The organism is Pseudomonas huaxiensis, assembly GCF_003231275.1.
Taxonomy (GTDB): Bacteria; Pseudomonadota; Gammaproteobacteria; order Pseudomonadales; family Pseudomonadaceae; genus Aquipseudomonas; species Aquipseudomonas huaxiensis.
On record NZ_QKVL01000025.1, the window covers coordinates 21,011 to 34,979 of the forward strand.

General features: G+C 60.6%; 12 protein-coding genes. 9 read left to right on the forward strand and 3 right to left on the reverse strand.

Annotated features, from left to right (window positions below; all coding sequences use genetic code 11):
* The first annotated feature begins 157 nt into the window (after positions 1 to 157).
* Positions 158 to 2,341, forward strand: a complete 2,184-nt coding sequence (locus DM374_RS22080; protein WP_110971815.1) for a hypothetical protein — start codon at positions 158 to 160, stop codon at positions 2,339 to 2,341.
* 190 nt (positions 2,342 to 2,531) lie between these two features.
* On the opposite strand, the gene DM374_RS22085 is transcribed toward DM374_RS22080, so the two are convergent.
* Positions 2,532 to 2,837 (reverse strand): DUF2288 domain-containing protein, encoded by a 306-nt coding sequence (locus DM374_RS22085; RefSeq protein WP_095154947.1) that lies wholly within the window; start codon positions 2,835 to 2,837, stop codon positions 2,532 to 2,534.
* 368 nt (positions 2,838 to 3,205) lie between these two features.
* On the opposite strand from DM374_RS22085, the gene DM374_RS22090 reads away from it, so the two are divergent.
* The 7 genes from DM374_RS22090 (at position 3,206) to DM374_RS22125 (ending at position 10,777) form a co-directional block, all read left to right on the forward strand.
* Positions 3,206 to 4,333 carry a branched-chain amino acid ABC transporter substrate-binding protein gene (locus DM374_RS22090; protein ID WP_095154946.1) on the forward strand — a complete coding sequence of 376 codons (1,128 nt, stop codon included), beginning with the start codon at positions 3,206 to 3,208 and terminating at the stop codon, positions 4,331 to 4,333.
* A gap of 228 nt (positions 4,334 to 4,561) precedes the next feature.
* Positions 4,562 to 5,485 carry a high-affinity branched-chain amino acid ABC transporter permease LivH gene (gene livH / locus DM374_RS22100; RefSeq protein WP_095154945.1) on the forward strand — a complete coding sequence of 308 codons (924 nt, stop codon included), beginning with the start codon at positions 4,562 to 4,564 and terminating at the stop codon, positions 5,483 to 5,485.
* Positions 5,482 to 6,738 (forward strand): high-affinity branched-chain amino acid ABC transporter permease LivM, encoded by a 1,257-nt coding sequence (locus tag DM374_RS22105; protein WP_095154944.1) that lies wholly within the window; start codon positions 5,482 to 5,484, stop codon positions 6,736 to 6,738. The genes livH and DM374_RS22105 overlap by 4 nt, the downstream gene beginning before the upstream one ends.
* The gene (gene livG, locus DM374_RS22110) at positions 6,735 to 7,502 is read left to right on the forward strand and encodes a high-affinity branched-chain amino acid ABC transporter ATP-binding protein LivG (RefSeq protein WP_110971816.1); all 768 of its coding nucleotides are present in this window, start codon (positions 6,735 to 6,737) and stop codon (positions 7,500 to 7,502) included. The genes DM374_RS22105 and livG overlap by 4 nt, the downstream gene beginning before the upstream one ends.
* Complete coding sequence (locus DM374_RS22115) at positions 7,503 to 8,204, forward strand: ABC transporter ATP-binding protein (protein ID WP_095154942.1); 702 nt, start codon at positions 7,503 to 7,505, stop codon at positions 8,202 to 8,204.
* A 176-nt stretch (positions 8,205 to 8,380) separates the two neighbouring features.
* Positions 8,381 to 9,055, forward strand: coding sequence for a COG3650 family protein (locus tag DM374_RS22120; RefSeq protein ID WP_110971817.1), 675 nt, complete (start codon positions 8,381 to 8,383; stop codon positions 9,053 to 9,055).
* Between the two features lie 105 nt (positions 9,056 to 9,160).
* Positions 9,161 to 10,777: an NAD(P)/FAD-dependent oxidoreductase gene (locus tag DM374_RS22125; RefSeq protein ID WP_110971818.1), complete on the forward strand. Its 1,617-nt coding sequence runs from the start codon at positions 9,161 to 9,163 to the stop codon at positions 10,775 to 10,777.
* A 49-nt stretch (positions 10,778 to 10,826) separates the two neighbouring features.
* Here DM374_RS22125 and DM374_RS22130 read toward each other — a convergent pair whose 3' ends face one another.
* Positions 10,827 to 11,921 (reverse strand): PLP-dependent cysteine synthase family protein, encoded by a 1,095-nt coding sequence (locus DM374_RS22130; RefSeq protein ID WP_110971819.1) that lies wholly within the window; start codon positions 11,919 to 11,921, stop codon positions 10,827 to 10,829.
* A gap of 265 nt (positions 11,922 to 12,186) precedes the next feature.
* Between DM374_RS22130 and nhaA the strand changes: the two genes are divergently transcribed.
* On the forward strand, positions 12,187 to 13,368 hold the full coding sequence (nhaA, locus tag DM374_RS22135) for a Na+/H+ antiporter NhaA (RefSeq protein ID WP_110971820.1): 1,182 nt from the start codon (positions 12,187 to 12,189) through the stop codon (positions 13,366 to 13,368).
* Between the two features lie 80 nt (positions 13,369 to 13,448).
* Here nhaA and DM374_RS22140 read toward each other — a convergent pair whose 3' ends face one another.
* On the reverse strand, positions 13,449 to 13,913 hold the full coding sequence (locus tag DM374_RS22140) for an outer membrane lipoprotein (RefSeq protein ID WP_095154937.1): 465 nt from the start codon (positions 13,911 to 13,913) through the stop codon (positions 13,449 to 13,451).
* Between the last annotated feature and the right edge of the window lie 56 nt (positions 13,914 to 13,969).

Here is a 13,969-nt window from a genome sequence, read left to right on the forward strand (position 1 = left end):
GATTCAGAAGAGGTACGAGGGGAAAACCCCTAGGGTTTATAGGGTAAAACCTGATCGCGTACGCCAGAGACGCGCTGATACAGTCGCGAAACTTATCCAGGGATGGCTGAATGATATCGACTGTTTCAATGCCACCCTCCCAGGCAAATGGCGCAAAATGACCTCCAAGAATACTCCAGCCAACGTGATTTCCGAGCTGCTTGCAGCCACCGCGCCCTCCAGCTACGGGGCCCGCGGCTATTACAACCAGCCCACCCTGACGCCACAGCAATACCTGTACTTCACCGAACCAGACACCCAGCGCATCCTCGACAACCTCGACGGCCTGCGCGATCTGGTGTTCCCGCCGAGCCTGCATGTCGAAGACGACAGCCAGTTGCGGCTGGACCAGCAATTCCCCTCGGTCTGCCTTATTGGCCTGGGCCGCTGCGGCTCGAACATCGCCCTGGATGTCGCCGAGTTGGTCTACAACGCCCGGACGTTCTACCTCAACGAATTCAATAACGACGAGCGCACCGGGACCGACCCGAGCTACAACCCGGCGCGCTGGATCCGCAACAACCTGCGCCTGGTCCAGGCCAAGAGCGCCAAGCCGGTGTTCCTGGTCGAACCGCTGGTCATGCTCGGCGACCTGGACAAGGACATCGCCGGACGCATCCGTTTCTCGCGCAAAGGCGAGAAAAGCGGCTTCCTGCGCGACTACAGCAAAATGAAGATCATGGACCTCTCCGAAGTCCATGCCGGCGGCGCCGGTAACGCGCCGATCCTCGGCCAGTACCTGGCGAAGATCATCCTCAACAAGGAAACCCACCGTTTCTCCAGCGCCGACTGGAAGCTGATCCACTCGTACCTGATCGATTCCTGCGGGATCAAGGCCAACCAGTCGCGATTGTACTTCTACATTTTCAGCGCCGGCGGCGGTACCGGCTCGGGCATGGCCTCGGAGTTCGGCCTGGCCCAGCAGTTCTCGTACATGAACAAGACGTTCGACACCAAGCCTGCCGACGAGCAAGACGGCGAGTCCGGGCATTCGTTCGTCTTCGAGCCGATCTTCACCAGCGGCATCTGCGTGCTGCCGAACATTTCCGACCATCGCAGTGAAATGTCCGAGGCGTTGCACATCAACGCCGGCCGACTGCTGTGCAAATACCTGTCGGAAGAATGGGACTTCTCGTACAACTTCGACAACGAAGACAGCAGCGAAGCCAGTGTCATGGGCCGCATTCGCCCATGGAACGCGATGATGCTGATCTCCAACGACATCATGCGCTATGCCGAAGAAAGCGATGACGGCAACATCCAGAACATCGACGTCAACGCAATGGAGAAGCACGCCAACCAGTACATCTCCCAGCAGATATTCAACATCCTTACCGCCCAGGCGGTGACCACCGACTACGACCAGAACTACTTCCGTCGCGCCGGCATCGACATCGGCGAAACCATCCGCCTCGACGCCAACGACCTGTTTATGAGCCTGGCCGGCCCGGTGGCCATCGCCTACGCCGAATCGGTCGTGCCGGAAACCCCGACCCAGAGTTCCGAGAAGGGCTTCAAGGTGTTCGAGAAGGAACAGCCGCGACTGGACATCGACGACCTGTTCTTCCGCTCCATCGACCTGCCGCACTTCAACAAGGACACCCAGGCCATCGAGGGCATCAGCCTGCTGCCGATCGAGTCCAAGCGCTATCGCGCGGCCCTGGAGCAATACCGCACGTCCGGCTGCGACGCCGCGGCGCTGCATGACCTGCACTTCTTCAAGAACTGCTCGTCGGTGGTGTCGATCGTTTCGCTGCCCAAGGACTACAAGCTGTCCTATATGGACCTGAACCGGCTCAAGACCCACCTCAACAGCCTGTTCCCCAACACCACCCTCAAGCGTTACGCGCTGGTGATCGGCGCTTCGGCCAACCTGTCGCTGACCACACTGATCGCCAAGAGCCCGTGCCTGTCGGACGATTTCCTGACGCTGATCGTGGCATTCATCAAACGCTGCTTCGCTCGGGCGCCTTATCGCTTCGACGAAACCCTGGACAACGCGATCCTCGACTTCATCACCCAGGAGGAATTCGAGGAGGAGCGCATCGATGAGTTGCTCAACGAATTCGAGAACCCGGCGAAGATCCTCGATACCAACTGGTACGCAATCAAACCGATGTACGAGAAGAAGTATCGCGAGTTGATCAACGACAAGAGCAAGTTTGTCTCGATCAACGATATTCGCCTGTCACGGGAATGCGTGAAGAAAGCCGTGAAGTATCTGCGCGAGATTTATCGCCACCGGATTGGCAAGACCAAAGTCATTTCGCTCAATTACCACACCGGTAAAGTCGACTACTGAGTCTGCCAAGAAACAAAAACGGGGCGCCCATAAGAGCGCCCCGTTTTGTATTTGCCCTGTTTCAAGGCTGGTGACTGTTACCGCCCGCCCGTGATGCGGCAGGACTGTTACCAACGGTCACCTTGCCTGAACAGGCTCGCGCACCAAAATGGACTCGCTGTGCGTTTTCACGCACCAAATCAGATCGCGATCAGGCGGATTTGCGTTCCTGAATCAGGATGAACGGCGAAACCACCACCGCCCATATCTCTGGATCGCGGCTCTGAAGGTCAAGGGCCTGCTCGGCAGTGACCGCGCCGACAGTGCCAGCATTGCGCCACAAGGCCACGCTTTCGGCACGATTCTCGGCCATTGCCTGTGCGACTTCGATCAGGTCGACGGTAGGCTCGACCCAAATCAGGTCACCCTTCGCCCAAAAACGCTCCAAGGCTTTCCACTCGATTACCGCCGTCTCACCGAGCAATTTGGCATAGAGGGTGCTTGGTTCATCTGTCATGGGTTCCACCAAAAATAATCCGGCTTGAGTAAAGCCCGGTATTTTTGCAGAAAAACCCAGTTTCAAATAAGTAATTGATCGACGGATACAGCAAAGCCGAGTCTTTCCGGGCAATACCGGAACACTAGAAGACGCTTTTTTGTAACTTTATGTCGATCAGGCGACACCCTCGGTTTTTGCCTCGGCGCACCTGCTTTTCAAGCGAGGAAGCAGCGCTCTACACTGTACCGGTACAGTTGCCAGGGCATTCACCGGGGGCGATTCCGGAAGATCAGCCTCGCGGTACGGCGTAGCCGCACCGGATCTGGTCAGGTCCTCTGCCTTGGCGCTTAGGACTATAAAAATTACAACAGAATGAGTGGAGCACTATGAGTAAGGCTACCAAGCAAATTTCCAAGCTGTTTGCCGCAATGGTTCTGGCCGGCGTCGCCAGCCATTCGTTTGCAGCCGATACCATCAAGATCGGCATCGCCGGCCCGAAAACCGGTCCGGTCACTCAATACGGTGACATGCAGTTCCTCGGTGCAAAACAGGCAATCAAAGACATCAACGCCAAGGGCGGCGTCGATGGCAAGATGCTCGAAGCCAAGGAGTACGACGACGCTTGCGACCCTAAACAAGCCGTGGCCGTTGCCAACAAAGTGGTCAACGATGGCGTCAAGTACGTGATCGGTCACCTCTGCTCCAGCTCCACCCAGCCAGCGTCCGACATCTATGAAGACGAAGGCGTGATCATGATTACCCCGGCCGCTACCAGCCCGGAAATCACCGCTCGTGGCTACAAGCTGATCTTCCGCACCATCGGTCTGGACAGCGCTCAGGGCCCGGCCGCCGGCAACTACATCGCCGATCACGTCAAGCCGAAAGTCGTCGCGGTCCTGCACGACAAGCAGCAGTACGGTGAAGGCATCGCCACCGCGGTCAAGGAAACCCTGGAGAAGAAAGGCACCAAGGTTGCCGTCTTCGAAGGCCTGAACGCCGGTGACAAGGACTTCTCCTCGATCATCCAGAAGCTCAAGCAAAACAACGTCGACTTCGTTTACTACGGCGGCTACCACCCAGAGCTGGGCCTGATCCTGCGCCAGGCCCAGGAAAAAGGCCTGAAAGCCAAGTTCATGGGTCCGGAAGGCGTCGGCAACGACTCCATCTCGCAAATCGCCCAGAACGCCTCCGAAGGCCTGCTGGTCACCCTGCCGAAGTCGTTCGACACCGACCCTGCGAACAAGGCCATCTCCGACGCCATCAAGGCTGACGGCAAGGATCCAAGCGGTCCGTTCGTGTTCCCGGCCTACTCCGCAGTCGAGCTGATCGCTGAAGGTATCAAGGCAGCCAAGAGCGAAGACACCGACAAGGTGGCAGCCGCCATCCACGCCGGCACCTTCAAGACTCCGACCGGCGATCTGTCGTACGACGCCAAGGGCGACCTGAAGGACTTCAAATTCGTGGTCTACGAATGGCATTTCGGCAAACCGAAAACCGAAGTTTCCCCTCAGTAACACTGTTTGATACATGACCGAAAAGCCCACTGTGCGAGCAGTGGGCTTTGTTTTACGAGGTTCATGGACCTGTTTCCCGCGATCCGGGATCGGGTTCACCTGAAAATCTTAAAACCGTCACCAGCGGTTCCCTGGCAGTTGCGCGCGTCGAAGTGGCTATAGACCACAAGGCCGTGCCGGGTACAAACCCACCAGAGAAATGCGTATCAGGTTTTTAGGAGCGCTGTAATGCCTGAGATCTATCACTTCTTCCAACAGCTGGTTAATGGCCTGACCATTGGCAGCACCTATGCCTTGATAGCCATTGGCTACACAATGGTTTACGGCATCATTGGAATGATCAACTTCGCCCATGGCGAGGTGTACATGATTGGTTCCTACGTGGCCTTCATCGTCCTTGCCGGACTGGCCATGATGGGCATCCACTCACTGCCGTTGCTGATGACCGCCGCGTTTGTCGCGACGATCCTCGTTACCAGTGCTTATGGCTACAGTATCGAACGGGTCGCCTACCGGCCGTTGCGTAACAGCAACCGCCTGATCCCGCTGATTTCCGCCATCGGCATGTCGATTTTCCTGCAGAACACCGTACTGCTTTCCCAGGATTCCAAGGACAAGTCCATTCCCAACCTGATCCCGGGGAGCATCTCCTTCGGCCCGGGCGGCGCGGAAGAAGTCCTGATTTCCTACATGCAAATCCTGGTCTTCGTGGTCACCCTGATCGCCATGACCGGCCTGACCCTGTTCATCTCCCGCTCCCGTCTGGGCCGGGCCTGCCGGGCCTGCGCCGAAGACATCAAGATGGCCAACCTGCTGGGTATCAACACCAACAACATCATCGCCCTGACCTTCGTCATCGGCGCCGCACTGGCGGCCGTCGCGGCCGTATTGCTGAGCATGCAGTACGGCGTGATCAACCCCAACGCCGGCTTCCTGGTGGGCCTGAAAGCCTTCACCGCGGCAGTCCTCGGCGGCATCGGCAGCATTCCGGGCGCCATGCTCGGTGGCCTGGTGCTGGGTGTGGCCGAAGCCTTCGGCGCTGACATCTTCGGCGACCAGTACAAGGACGTCGTGGCGTTCGGCCTGCTGGTTCTCGTTCTGTTGTTCCGGCCGACTGGCATCCTGGGCCGTCCGGAGGTTGAGAAAGTATGAACAGACACCTCAAATCGGCGTTTTTCAGCGCCTTGCTGGTCTGGGCCGTGGCATTCCCGGTACTGGGCCTGAAGCTCAGCATTGCCGGCATCAACCTCGAAGTGCATGGCCAGGGTCCCTTCACCCTCGGCGTCATCGCCTTGTGCTCGGTGCTGATGTTCCTGCGCGTGCTGTTCGACAAGCAATGGAGCGCGGCGATGAAGTCCCGTCGCGACGGTCCGTTGATCCCCGCCAATGTCAGCAACTACCTGACCCTGCCGAAGACCCAGCGCTACATCATCCTCGGCCTGATCGTGGTCGCCCTGGTCTGGCCGTTCTTCGGCTCGCGCGGCGCGGTCGACATCGCCACCCTGATCCTGATCTACGTCATGCTCGGCCTCGGCCTGAACATCGTGGTCGGTCTGGCGGGCCTGCTCGATCTGGGTTACGTCGGCTTCTACGCCGTCGGCGCCTACAGCTACGCGATGCTGTCGCACTACTTCGGCCTGAGCTTCTGGGTCTGCCTGCCGATCGCCGGCCTGATGGCTGCCACCTTCGGCTTCCTGCTGGGCTTCCCGGTGTTGCGCCTGCGCGGTGACTACCTGGCCATCGTGACCCTCGGCTTCGGTGAGATCATCCGCCTGTTCCTGCGTAACCTCACCGAGTGGACCGGCGGCCCCAACGGCATCAGCAACATCGAGAAACCGACCTTCTTCGGCCTGACGTTCGAACGCAAGGCCGCCGAAGGCATGCAGACCTTCCACGAGTTCTTCGGGCTGGAATACAACTCGATCAACAAGGTGATCTTCCTCTACCTGGTTGCGCTGTTGCTGGCCCTGGTGGCGCTGTTCGTCATCAACCGCCTGCTGCGCATGCCGATCGGCCGCGCTTGGGAAGCGCTGCGTGAAGACGAAATCGCCTGCCGTGCGCTGGGCCTGAATCCGACCGTGATCAAGCTGTCGGCCTTCACCCTGGGTGCGTGCTTCGCCGGCTTCGCGGGTAGCTTCTTCGCCGCTCGCCAAGGGCTGGTGACACCGGAATCCTTCACCTTCATCGAATCGGCGATCATCCTCGCCATCGTCGTGCTCGGTGGCATGGGCTCGCAACTGGGCGTGATCCTCGCGGCCATTGTGATGATCCTGCTGCCTGAGCTGATGCGTGACTTCAGCGAGTACCGCATGCTGATGTTCGGCGCCCTGATGGTATTGATGATGATCTGGCGTCCGCAGGGCCTGCTGCCTATGCAACGTCCTCATATGGAGCTGCGTCGATGAGCCGCGAAATTCTGAAAGTCAGCGGCCTGAGCATGCGCTTCGGCGGCTTGTTGGCGGTCAACGGCGTCGCCCTCACCGTCAAGGAAAAACAGGTGGTTGCCCTGATCGGCCCGAACGGCGCCGGCAAGACCACCGTGTTCAACTGCCTGACCGGCTTCTACAAGCCAAGCGGCGGCACCATCCTGCTCGATGGCCAGCCGATCCAGGGCCTGGCCGGCCACCAGATCGCCCGCAAGGGCGTGGTGCGGACCTTCCAGAACGTGCGGCTGTTCAAGGAAATGACCGCGCTGGAAAACCTGCTGATTGCCCAGCACCGCCACCTCAACACCAACTTCTTCGCGGGCCTGTTCAAGACCCCGGCGTTCCGCCGCAGCGAGAAGGAAGCAATGGAGCGGGCCCAGTACTGGCTGGAAAAGGTCAACCTGACCGAGTTCGCCAACCGCACCGCCGGCACACTGGCCTATGGTCAGCAACGCCGCCTGGAAATCGCCCGCTGCATGATGACCCAACCGCGGATCATCATGCTCGACGAGCCTGCGGCCGGCCTGAACCCGAAGGAAACCGACGACCTCAAGGCACTGATCGGCTACCTGCGCGAGTCCCACAACGTCACCGTGCTGCTGATCGAGCACGACATGAAACTGGTCATGAGCATTTCCGACCATATCGTCGTGATCAACCAGGGCACTCCGCTGGCCGACGGCACGCCGGAGCAAATCCGTGACAACCCTGATGTGATCAAAGCCTACCTGGGGGAAGCGTAAATGCTGCAGTTCGAAAACGTTTCCACCTTCTACGGCAAGATCCAGGCGCTGCACGACGTCAACGTGGAAATCCGCCAGGGCGAGATCGTCACCCTGATCGGAGCCAACGGCGCCGGCAAGTCGACCCTGCTGATGACCCTTTGCGGTTCGCCGCAAGCCCATAGCGGCAGCATCCGCTACCTGGGTGAAGAACTGGTCGGCCAGAGTTCCTCGCACATCATGCGCAAGAGCATTGCCGTAGTGCCGGAAGGCCGTCGGGTGTTCTCGCGACTGACCGTCGAGGAAAACCTGGCGATGGGTGGTTTCTTCACCGACAAGGGCGATTACCAGGCGCAGATGGACAAGGTCCTGCAACTGTTCCCGCGCCTCAAGGAACGCTTCAGCCAGCGTGGCGGCACCATGTCCGGCGGCGAGCAGCAGATGCTGGCCATCGGTCGTGCCCTGATGAGCAAGCCCAAGCTGCTGTTGCTCGACGAACCGTCGCTGGGTCTGGCGCCGATCATCATCCAGCAGATCTTCGACATCATCGAACAACTGCGCCGTGATGGCGTGACGGTGTTCCTGGTGGAGCAAAACGCCAACCAGGCGCTGAAGATCGCTGACCGCGCCTATGTGCTGGAAAACGGCCGGGTGGTGATGCAGGGCACGGGTGAAGCGCTGTTGACCGATCCGAAGGTGCGGGACGCCTACCTCGGCGGTTGATCCTTCAGCGTTTTGGGGCTGCTTTGCAGTCCTTCGCGACGGTTCGGCGCCCCGCCGAGCTCGCGAAGGGCCGCAACGCGGCCCCAAGCATTTTCTGAAGCAACTTCACTTGTGATCCCACGCCTCCCTGCGTACCGTTGAAAACTTTTCTGGTCGAGATCCCGGAGTTTTCCTCGATGCGTATCGCTCATTCCCTGTTGGTCGCCGCCCTGCTGCCGCTGTTCGCCGGTTGCCAGTTGCTGGCCGACCAGCCGGAACCCGTCTCCACCGCCGGCATGACCCGCCTGCAAGGTGAACTCAGCGCCGCCAATGGCCAGTTGCTGTTCAAGCCCTGCACCGAAAGCCGCCGCTTCGTCATCAAGGACACCGGCAACACCAGCCTGTTGCAGGAGGCCGTAGCCCTCGCCAACACGCCCGGAGCACTGTTCGCCGACATCCGCGGTACCCTCGCCGGTAGCCAAAGCACCGGCGCCGACGGCCAGTTCAACGTGCACCAGGTCTACCGTGTCGAACACGCCGCCAACGCCTGCAGCGACCCGAACTTCAAACGCCTGACCCTGCGCGCCTTCGGCCACGAGCCGGACTGGAACCTGAACATCAGCGGCAAGGGCATGGTCCTCGACCGTCCAGGCCAGCCGCCCTTGGCGCTGCCGTACCTGGAAGAGCAACTGCCGGAAGGCCGCATCAACCTGAGCACCGAGGCCAACGGCCAGAAGATCGACCTGTGGCTCGCCCCGCAACGTTGCGTCGACAGCGCCACCGGCGGCATCAGCCACCTCAGCGCGCAATTGCGCCTGGACGGCAAGACCCTGAACGGCTGCGCCTACTACGGAGGCTCGCGCAACGACTGACAGCCGGCGCGCATTCAACCTGAGTGCTCGCACGGCGAAACCTTTATACTCGGCGGTTTGTGTAAAGCCGCCGGCCCCTCCATGGCCGGGATACTGGACCCTGTCATGCTACGAATTACCGAACTGAAGCTGCCGCTGGATCACCCCGACGAAGCCCTGCGCGACGCTATCGTGCAACGCCTGGGCATCAGCGACGACCAGTTGCTGGACTTCACCATCTTCAAGCGCAGCTACGATGCGCGCAAAAAGAACACCGAACTGCTGTTCATCTACGCCATCGACCTGAATGTCCGTGATGAAGCGGCCGTACTGAGCAAGTTCGCCGACGATCACAACATCGGCGTCGCCCCCGACGTGACCTACAAACCCGTGGGACCAGCACCCGAGGGTGGCCTTGCCGAACGTCCGATCGTGGTCGGTTTCGGCCCCTGCGGTATTTTCGCCGGCCTGATCCTGGCCCAGGCCGGGCTGCGCCCGATCATCCTCGAGCGCGGCAAGGAAGTTCGTCAGCGCACCAAGGACACCTGGGGTTTGTGGCGTAAAAGCGAGCTCAACCCGGAGTCCAACGTCCAGTTTGGCGAGGGCGGCGCCGGTACATTCTCCGACGGCAAGCTGTACAGCCAGATCAAGGACCCGAACCACTACGGCCGCAAGGTCCTGCACGAGTTCGTCAAGGCCGGCGCGCCGGACGAGATTCTCTACGTCAACAAGCCGCACATCGGTACCTTCCGCCTGACCGGCATGGTCGAGAACATCCGCGAGGAAATCGGTGCGCTGGGCGGCGAAGTGCGCTTCGAACACAAGGTCACCGACCTGGTGATGGACGACGGTCAACTGACCGGCGTGGTCCTGCAGAACGGCGAAACGCTGCATTCGCGCCATGTGGTCCTGGCCCTCGGCCACAGCGCCCGCGACACCTTCCGCATGCTGCACAGCCGCGGCGTGTACATGGAAGCCAAGCCGTTCTCCATCGGTTTCCGCATCGAGCACCCGCAATCGCTGATTGACCAGGCTCGCCTGGGCAAATACGCCGGTCACCCGAAACTCGGCGCCGCTGATTACAAACTGGTGTACCACGCCAAGAACGGCCGCTCGGTCTACAGCTTCTGCATGTGCCCAGGCGGCACCGTGGTCGCCGCCACCAGCGAACCAGGCCGGGTGGTCACCAACGGCATGAGCCAGTACTCGCGCAACGAGCGTAACGCCAACTCGGGCATCGTCGTCGGCATCACCCCCGAGCAGGATTACCCGGGTGGCCCGCTGGCAGGCATCGAGTTGCAGGAACGCCTGGAATCCCTCGCCTACGTGCTGGGCGGCAGCAACTACCAGGCGCCGGCGCAACTGGTCGGCGATTTCGTCGCCGGTCGTCCGTCCAAGGCCTTGGGCAGCGTCGAACCTTCCTACAAGCCGGGCATCAACCTTGGCGACCTGGCTCCGAGCCTGCCGGACTTCGCCATCGAAGCCATCCGTGAAGCCCTGCCGGCCTTCGACCGTCAGATCAAAGGCTACAACCTGCCAGATGCAGTGCTGACCGGCATCGAGACGCGCACCTCGTCGCCGCTGCGAATTACCCGCGACGAGACGCTGCAGAGCCTGAACCTGAAAGGGCTGTTCCCGGCCGGTGAAGGCGCAGGTTACGCCGGCGGGATTCTCTCGGCCGGTGTCGACGGGATCCGCATCGCCGAAGCCGTGACCCGCAGCATGCTGGGCCTGACCAAGTAATCACGCCTGTCGCGACGGTTGCGGGTACCGAACCGTCGCGACAAGCGAGTCAAATCCCTTCGCGCAAGACCGTCTCGGGCAGCGCTTCGCCCCGCTCGACACATCCCGCCACCACCTCGATCAACGCCTCCAGTTGATACCCCTGCGCCTTCAACCACTGCTCGTCGTAGTAGGTCGTCGCGTAGCGTTCGCCGCTGTCGCAGAGAATCGCCACGATCGATCCCGCCTCGCCTGCCGACTTCATCTGCAATGCTGCCTGCAACGCCCCGATCAGGTTGGTCCCGCTGGAAGCACCGACCCGCCGCCCCAGACGGCGCGCCAGGTAATGCATGGCCGCCAGCGACAAAGCGTCCGGCACTTTGACCATCGCATCGATCACCGCCGGCAAGAACGAAGCCTCGACCCTCGGCCGGCCAATGCCTTCGATCCGCGACCCGCAGTCCAGTCGCAGGTCGCGGTCACCGGTGCGGTAGCAATCGAAAAACACCGACCGCTCGGCATCCGCACACAACACTTGGGTGGCATGGCGCCGATAGCGCACATAGCGCCCCAGTGTCGCGGTGGTGCCACCCGTACCGGGGCTGGAAATCAGCCAGCTTGGCTCGGCATGCCGCTCGAAACGCAATTGACTGAAGATCGATTCAGCGATGTTGTTGTTCGCCCGCCAGTCGGTGGCGCGTTCGGCATAGGTGAATTGGTCCATGAAGTGCCCGCCGCTTTCCCGGGCCAGGCGTTCGGACTCGGCGTAGATCTGCGTCGGATCTTTCACCAAATGCGGCTGCCCACCGTAGAACTCGATCTGAGCGATCTTCTCCCGCGACGTGGTGGCCGGCATCACTGCAATGAAGGGCAGGCCCAGCAAGCGGGCGAAGTAGGCTTCGGAAATCGCCGTCGAACCGCTGGAAGCCTCGATTACCGGGGCTCCGGGCCGCAACCAGCCGTTGCACAGCGCATACAGAAACAGCGATCGCGCCAGCCGATGCTTGAGGCTGCCGGTGGGATGGCTGGATTCGTCCTTGAAATACAGGTCGACCTCGGGAAAGCCAACCATCGGCAACGGAATCAAGTGCGTGTCGGCGCTGCGCTGGAAATCGGCCTCGATGATGCGGATGGCTTCGCGGGCCCAAGTGCGGTCATGGGTCATGGGGGGTTCTCAAGCGAAAGGACTACAGCACGCTAACACAGGATGTGTAGCGCTTTAAAAATCACAAGCGCGCCTCAAATTACAAATCCTGTCTAACCAACTACTGTCCAGATAAGCCAATTCCTACATTCCATTCGGAAAACATGGACGAAACTGAAACAGTCGAAATTACTTATAACAAAAAAGAATATAGTTTTTATTTTAATGAATAACACAAAGGGTTAGGGTGGCCGGCCTTTTGCACATTTGATAGGAGGAAGCGACCTTGCCTCTTCGTAGCACATTCAATCGTTTCTTTCAGTTGGAAGCCGCCAGTGGCCTGTTGTTGATCGCTGCCGCGGTCCTGGCCCTGATCATCAACAATTCCCCTCTTTCCTGGTTATACAGCGGGCTGTTGGAAGTCCCGGTGGCCGTCCAGATTGGCGCACTGAATATCGCCAAGCCGCTGCTGCTGTGGATCAACGACGGCCTGATGGCGCTGTTCTTCCTGCTGATCGGCCTGGAGGTCAAGCGCGAGGTATTGGAGGGACAACTGTCCAAACCTTCACAGGTGGTACTGCCCGCCGCTGCCGCAGTTGGCGGCATGGTGGTACCGGCGCTGATCTACTGGTTCCTCAACCGGGACAACCCCGCCGCTGTCGCGGGCTGGGCGATTCCTACCGCGACCGACATCGCCTTCGCGCTTGGCGTGCTGGCCCTGCTGGGCAAGCGGGTACCGGCCTCGCTCAAGCTGTTCCTGATGACCCTGGCGATCATTGACGACCTCGGTGCCATCATCATCATCGCGCTGTTCTATTCCGGCTCGCTGTCCAGCCTTTCGCTGATGCTGGCCGCCGCCTGCCTGCTGGTGCTGATTGCGATGAACCGGCTAGGGGTGGTCAAGCTCGGTCCGTACATGGTGGTCGGCCTGATCCTCTGGGTCTGTGTGCTGAAAAGCGGTGTCCACGCGACCCTGGCCGGGGTCACCCTGGCGCTGTGCATTCCACTGCGCACCCGCAATGCCGAGACCTCGCCGCTGCGCAGCCTCGAACATGCCCTGCACCCTTGGGTCGCATACGGCATCCTGCCATTGTTCGCCTTTGCCAATGCCGGTGTGTCGCTGACCGGCGTGACCCTGGAAAGCTTCACCCACACCGTGCCCATGGGCATCGCCCTCGGCCTGCTGGCAGGCAAGACCATCGGCGTGTTCGGCCTGACCTGGATCGCCATCAAGCTCGGCATGGCCGCCCTGCCCAGCGGCGCCAACTGGGGACAGGTCCTCGGCGTGGCGATTCTCTGTGGCATCGGCTTCACCATGAGCCTGTTTGTCGGTTCGCTGGCCTTCATGCCCGGTAGCAGCGAATACGCTGGCATGGACCGGATGGGTATCCTCACCGGTTCACTGTTTGCCGCGCTGATCGGCTACGGCATCACCGCCCTGTCCAGCCGCAAGGCCCAGGCAAACTGATTCACGGCCTTTTCAGGCAGCAATAAAAAACCCCGAACGGCGCGAGCCGTGTCGGGGTTTTGTCTTTCAGGCGTTGCCGATCAGTGGGTGACGCGGCTGGTGCCATCGACGGTCACGATACGCACGCGCTCGCCGACCCGGAAAATCTCGTTTTCCTGAACCTGCTGTACATAGGCGCGCATGCTGCCATCATCCTCGCGAACGGTGACTTCCACACCTTGGGTACGGGTCAGCCCTTCCTCGGCGGCAGAACCGGCCAAGCCGCCGGCTACCGCACCGATCACCGCCGCGACGATGCTGCCGCGACCGCCACCGATGGCGCTACCCGCTACACCACCGACCACCGCACCGGCGCCACCACCAATCGGGGTTTTGGTGCCTTCAATTTTCACAGGGCGCAGGGATTCGATGGTACCCATGCGCACGGTCTGGACGCGGCGTGCCTCGTCCCGAGAGTAGGAGTCGCCGGACAGGTTGGAGGCACATCCTCCCAGCAGCAGCGACATCGTGGTGAACGATGCAACCAGCAGAACAGACTTACGCATAGGATCATCTCCTTAAGACAGGTGCTCATTAGACTCCGCACATTGACGACTGTCAC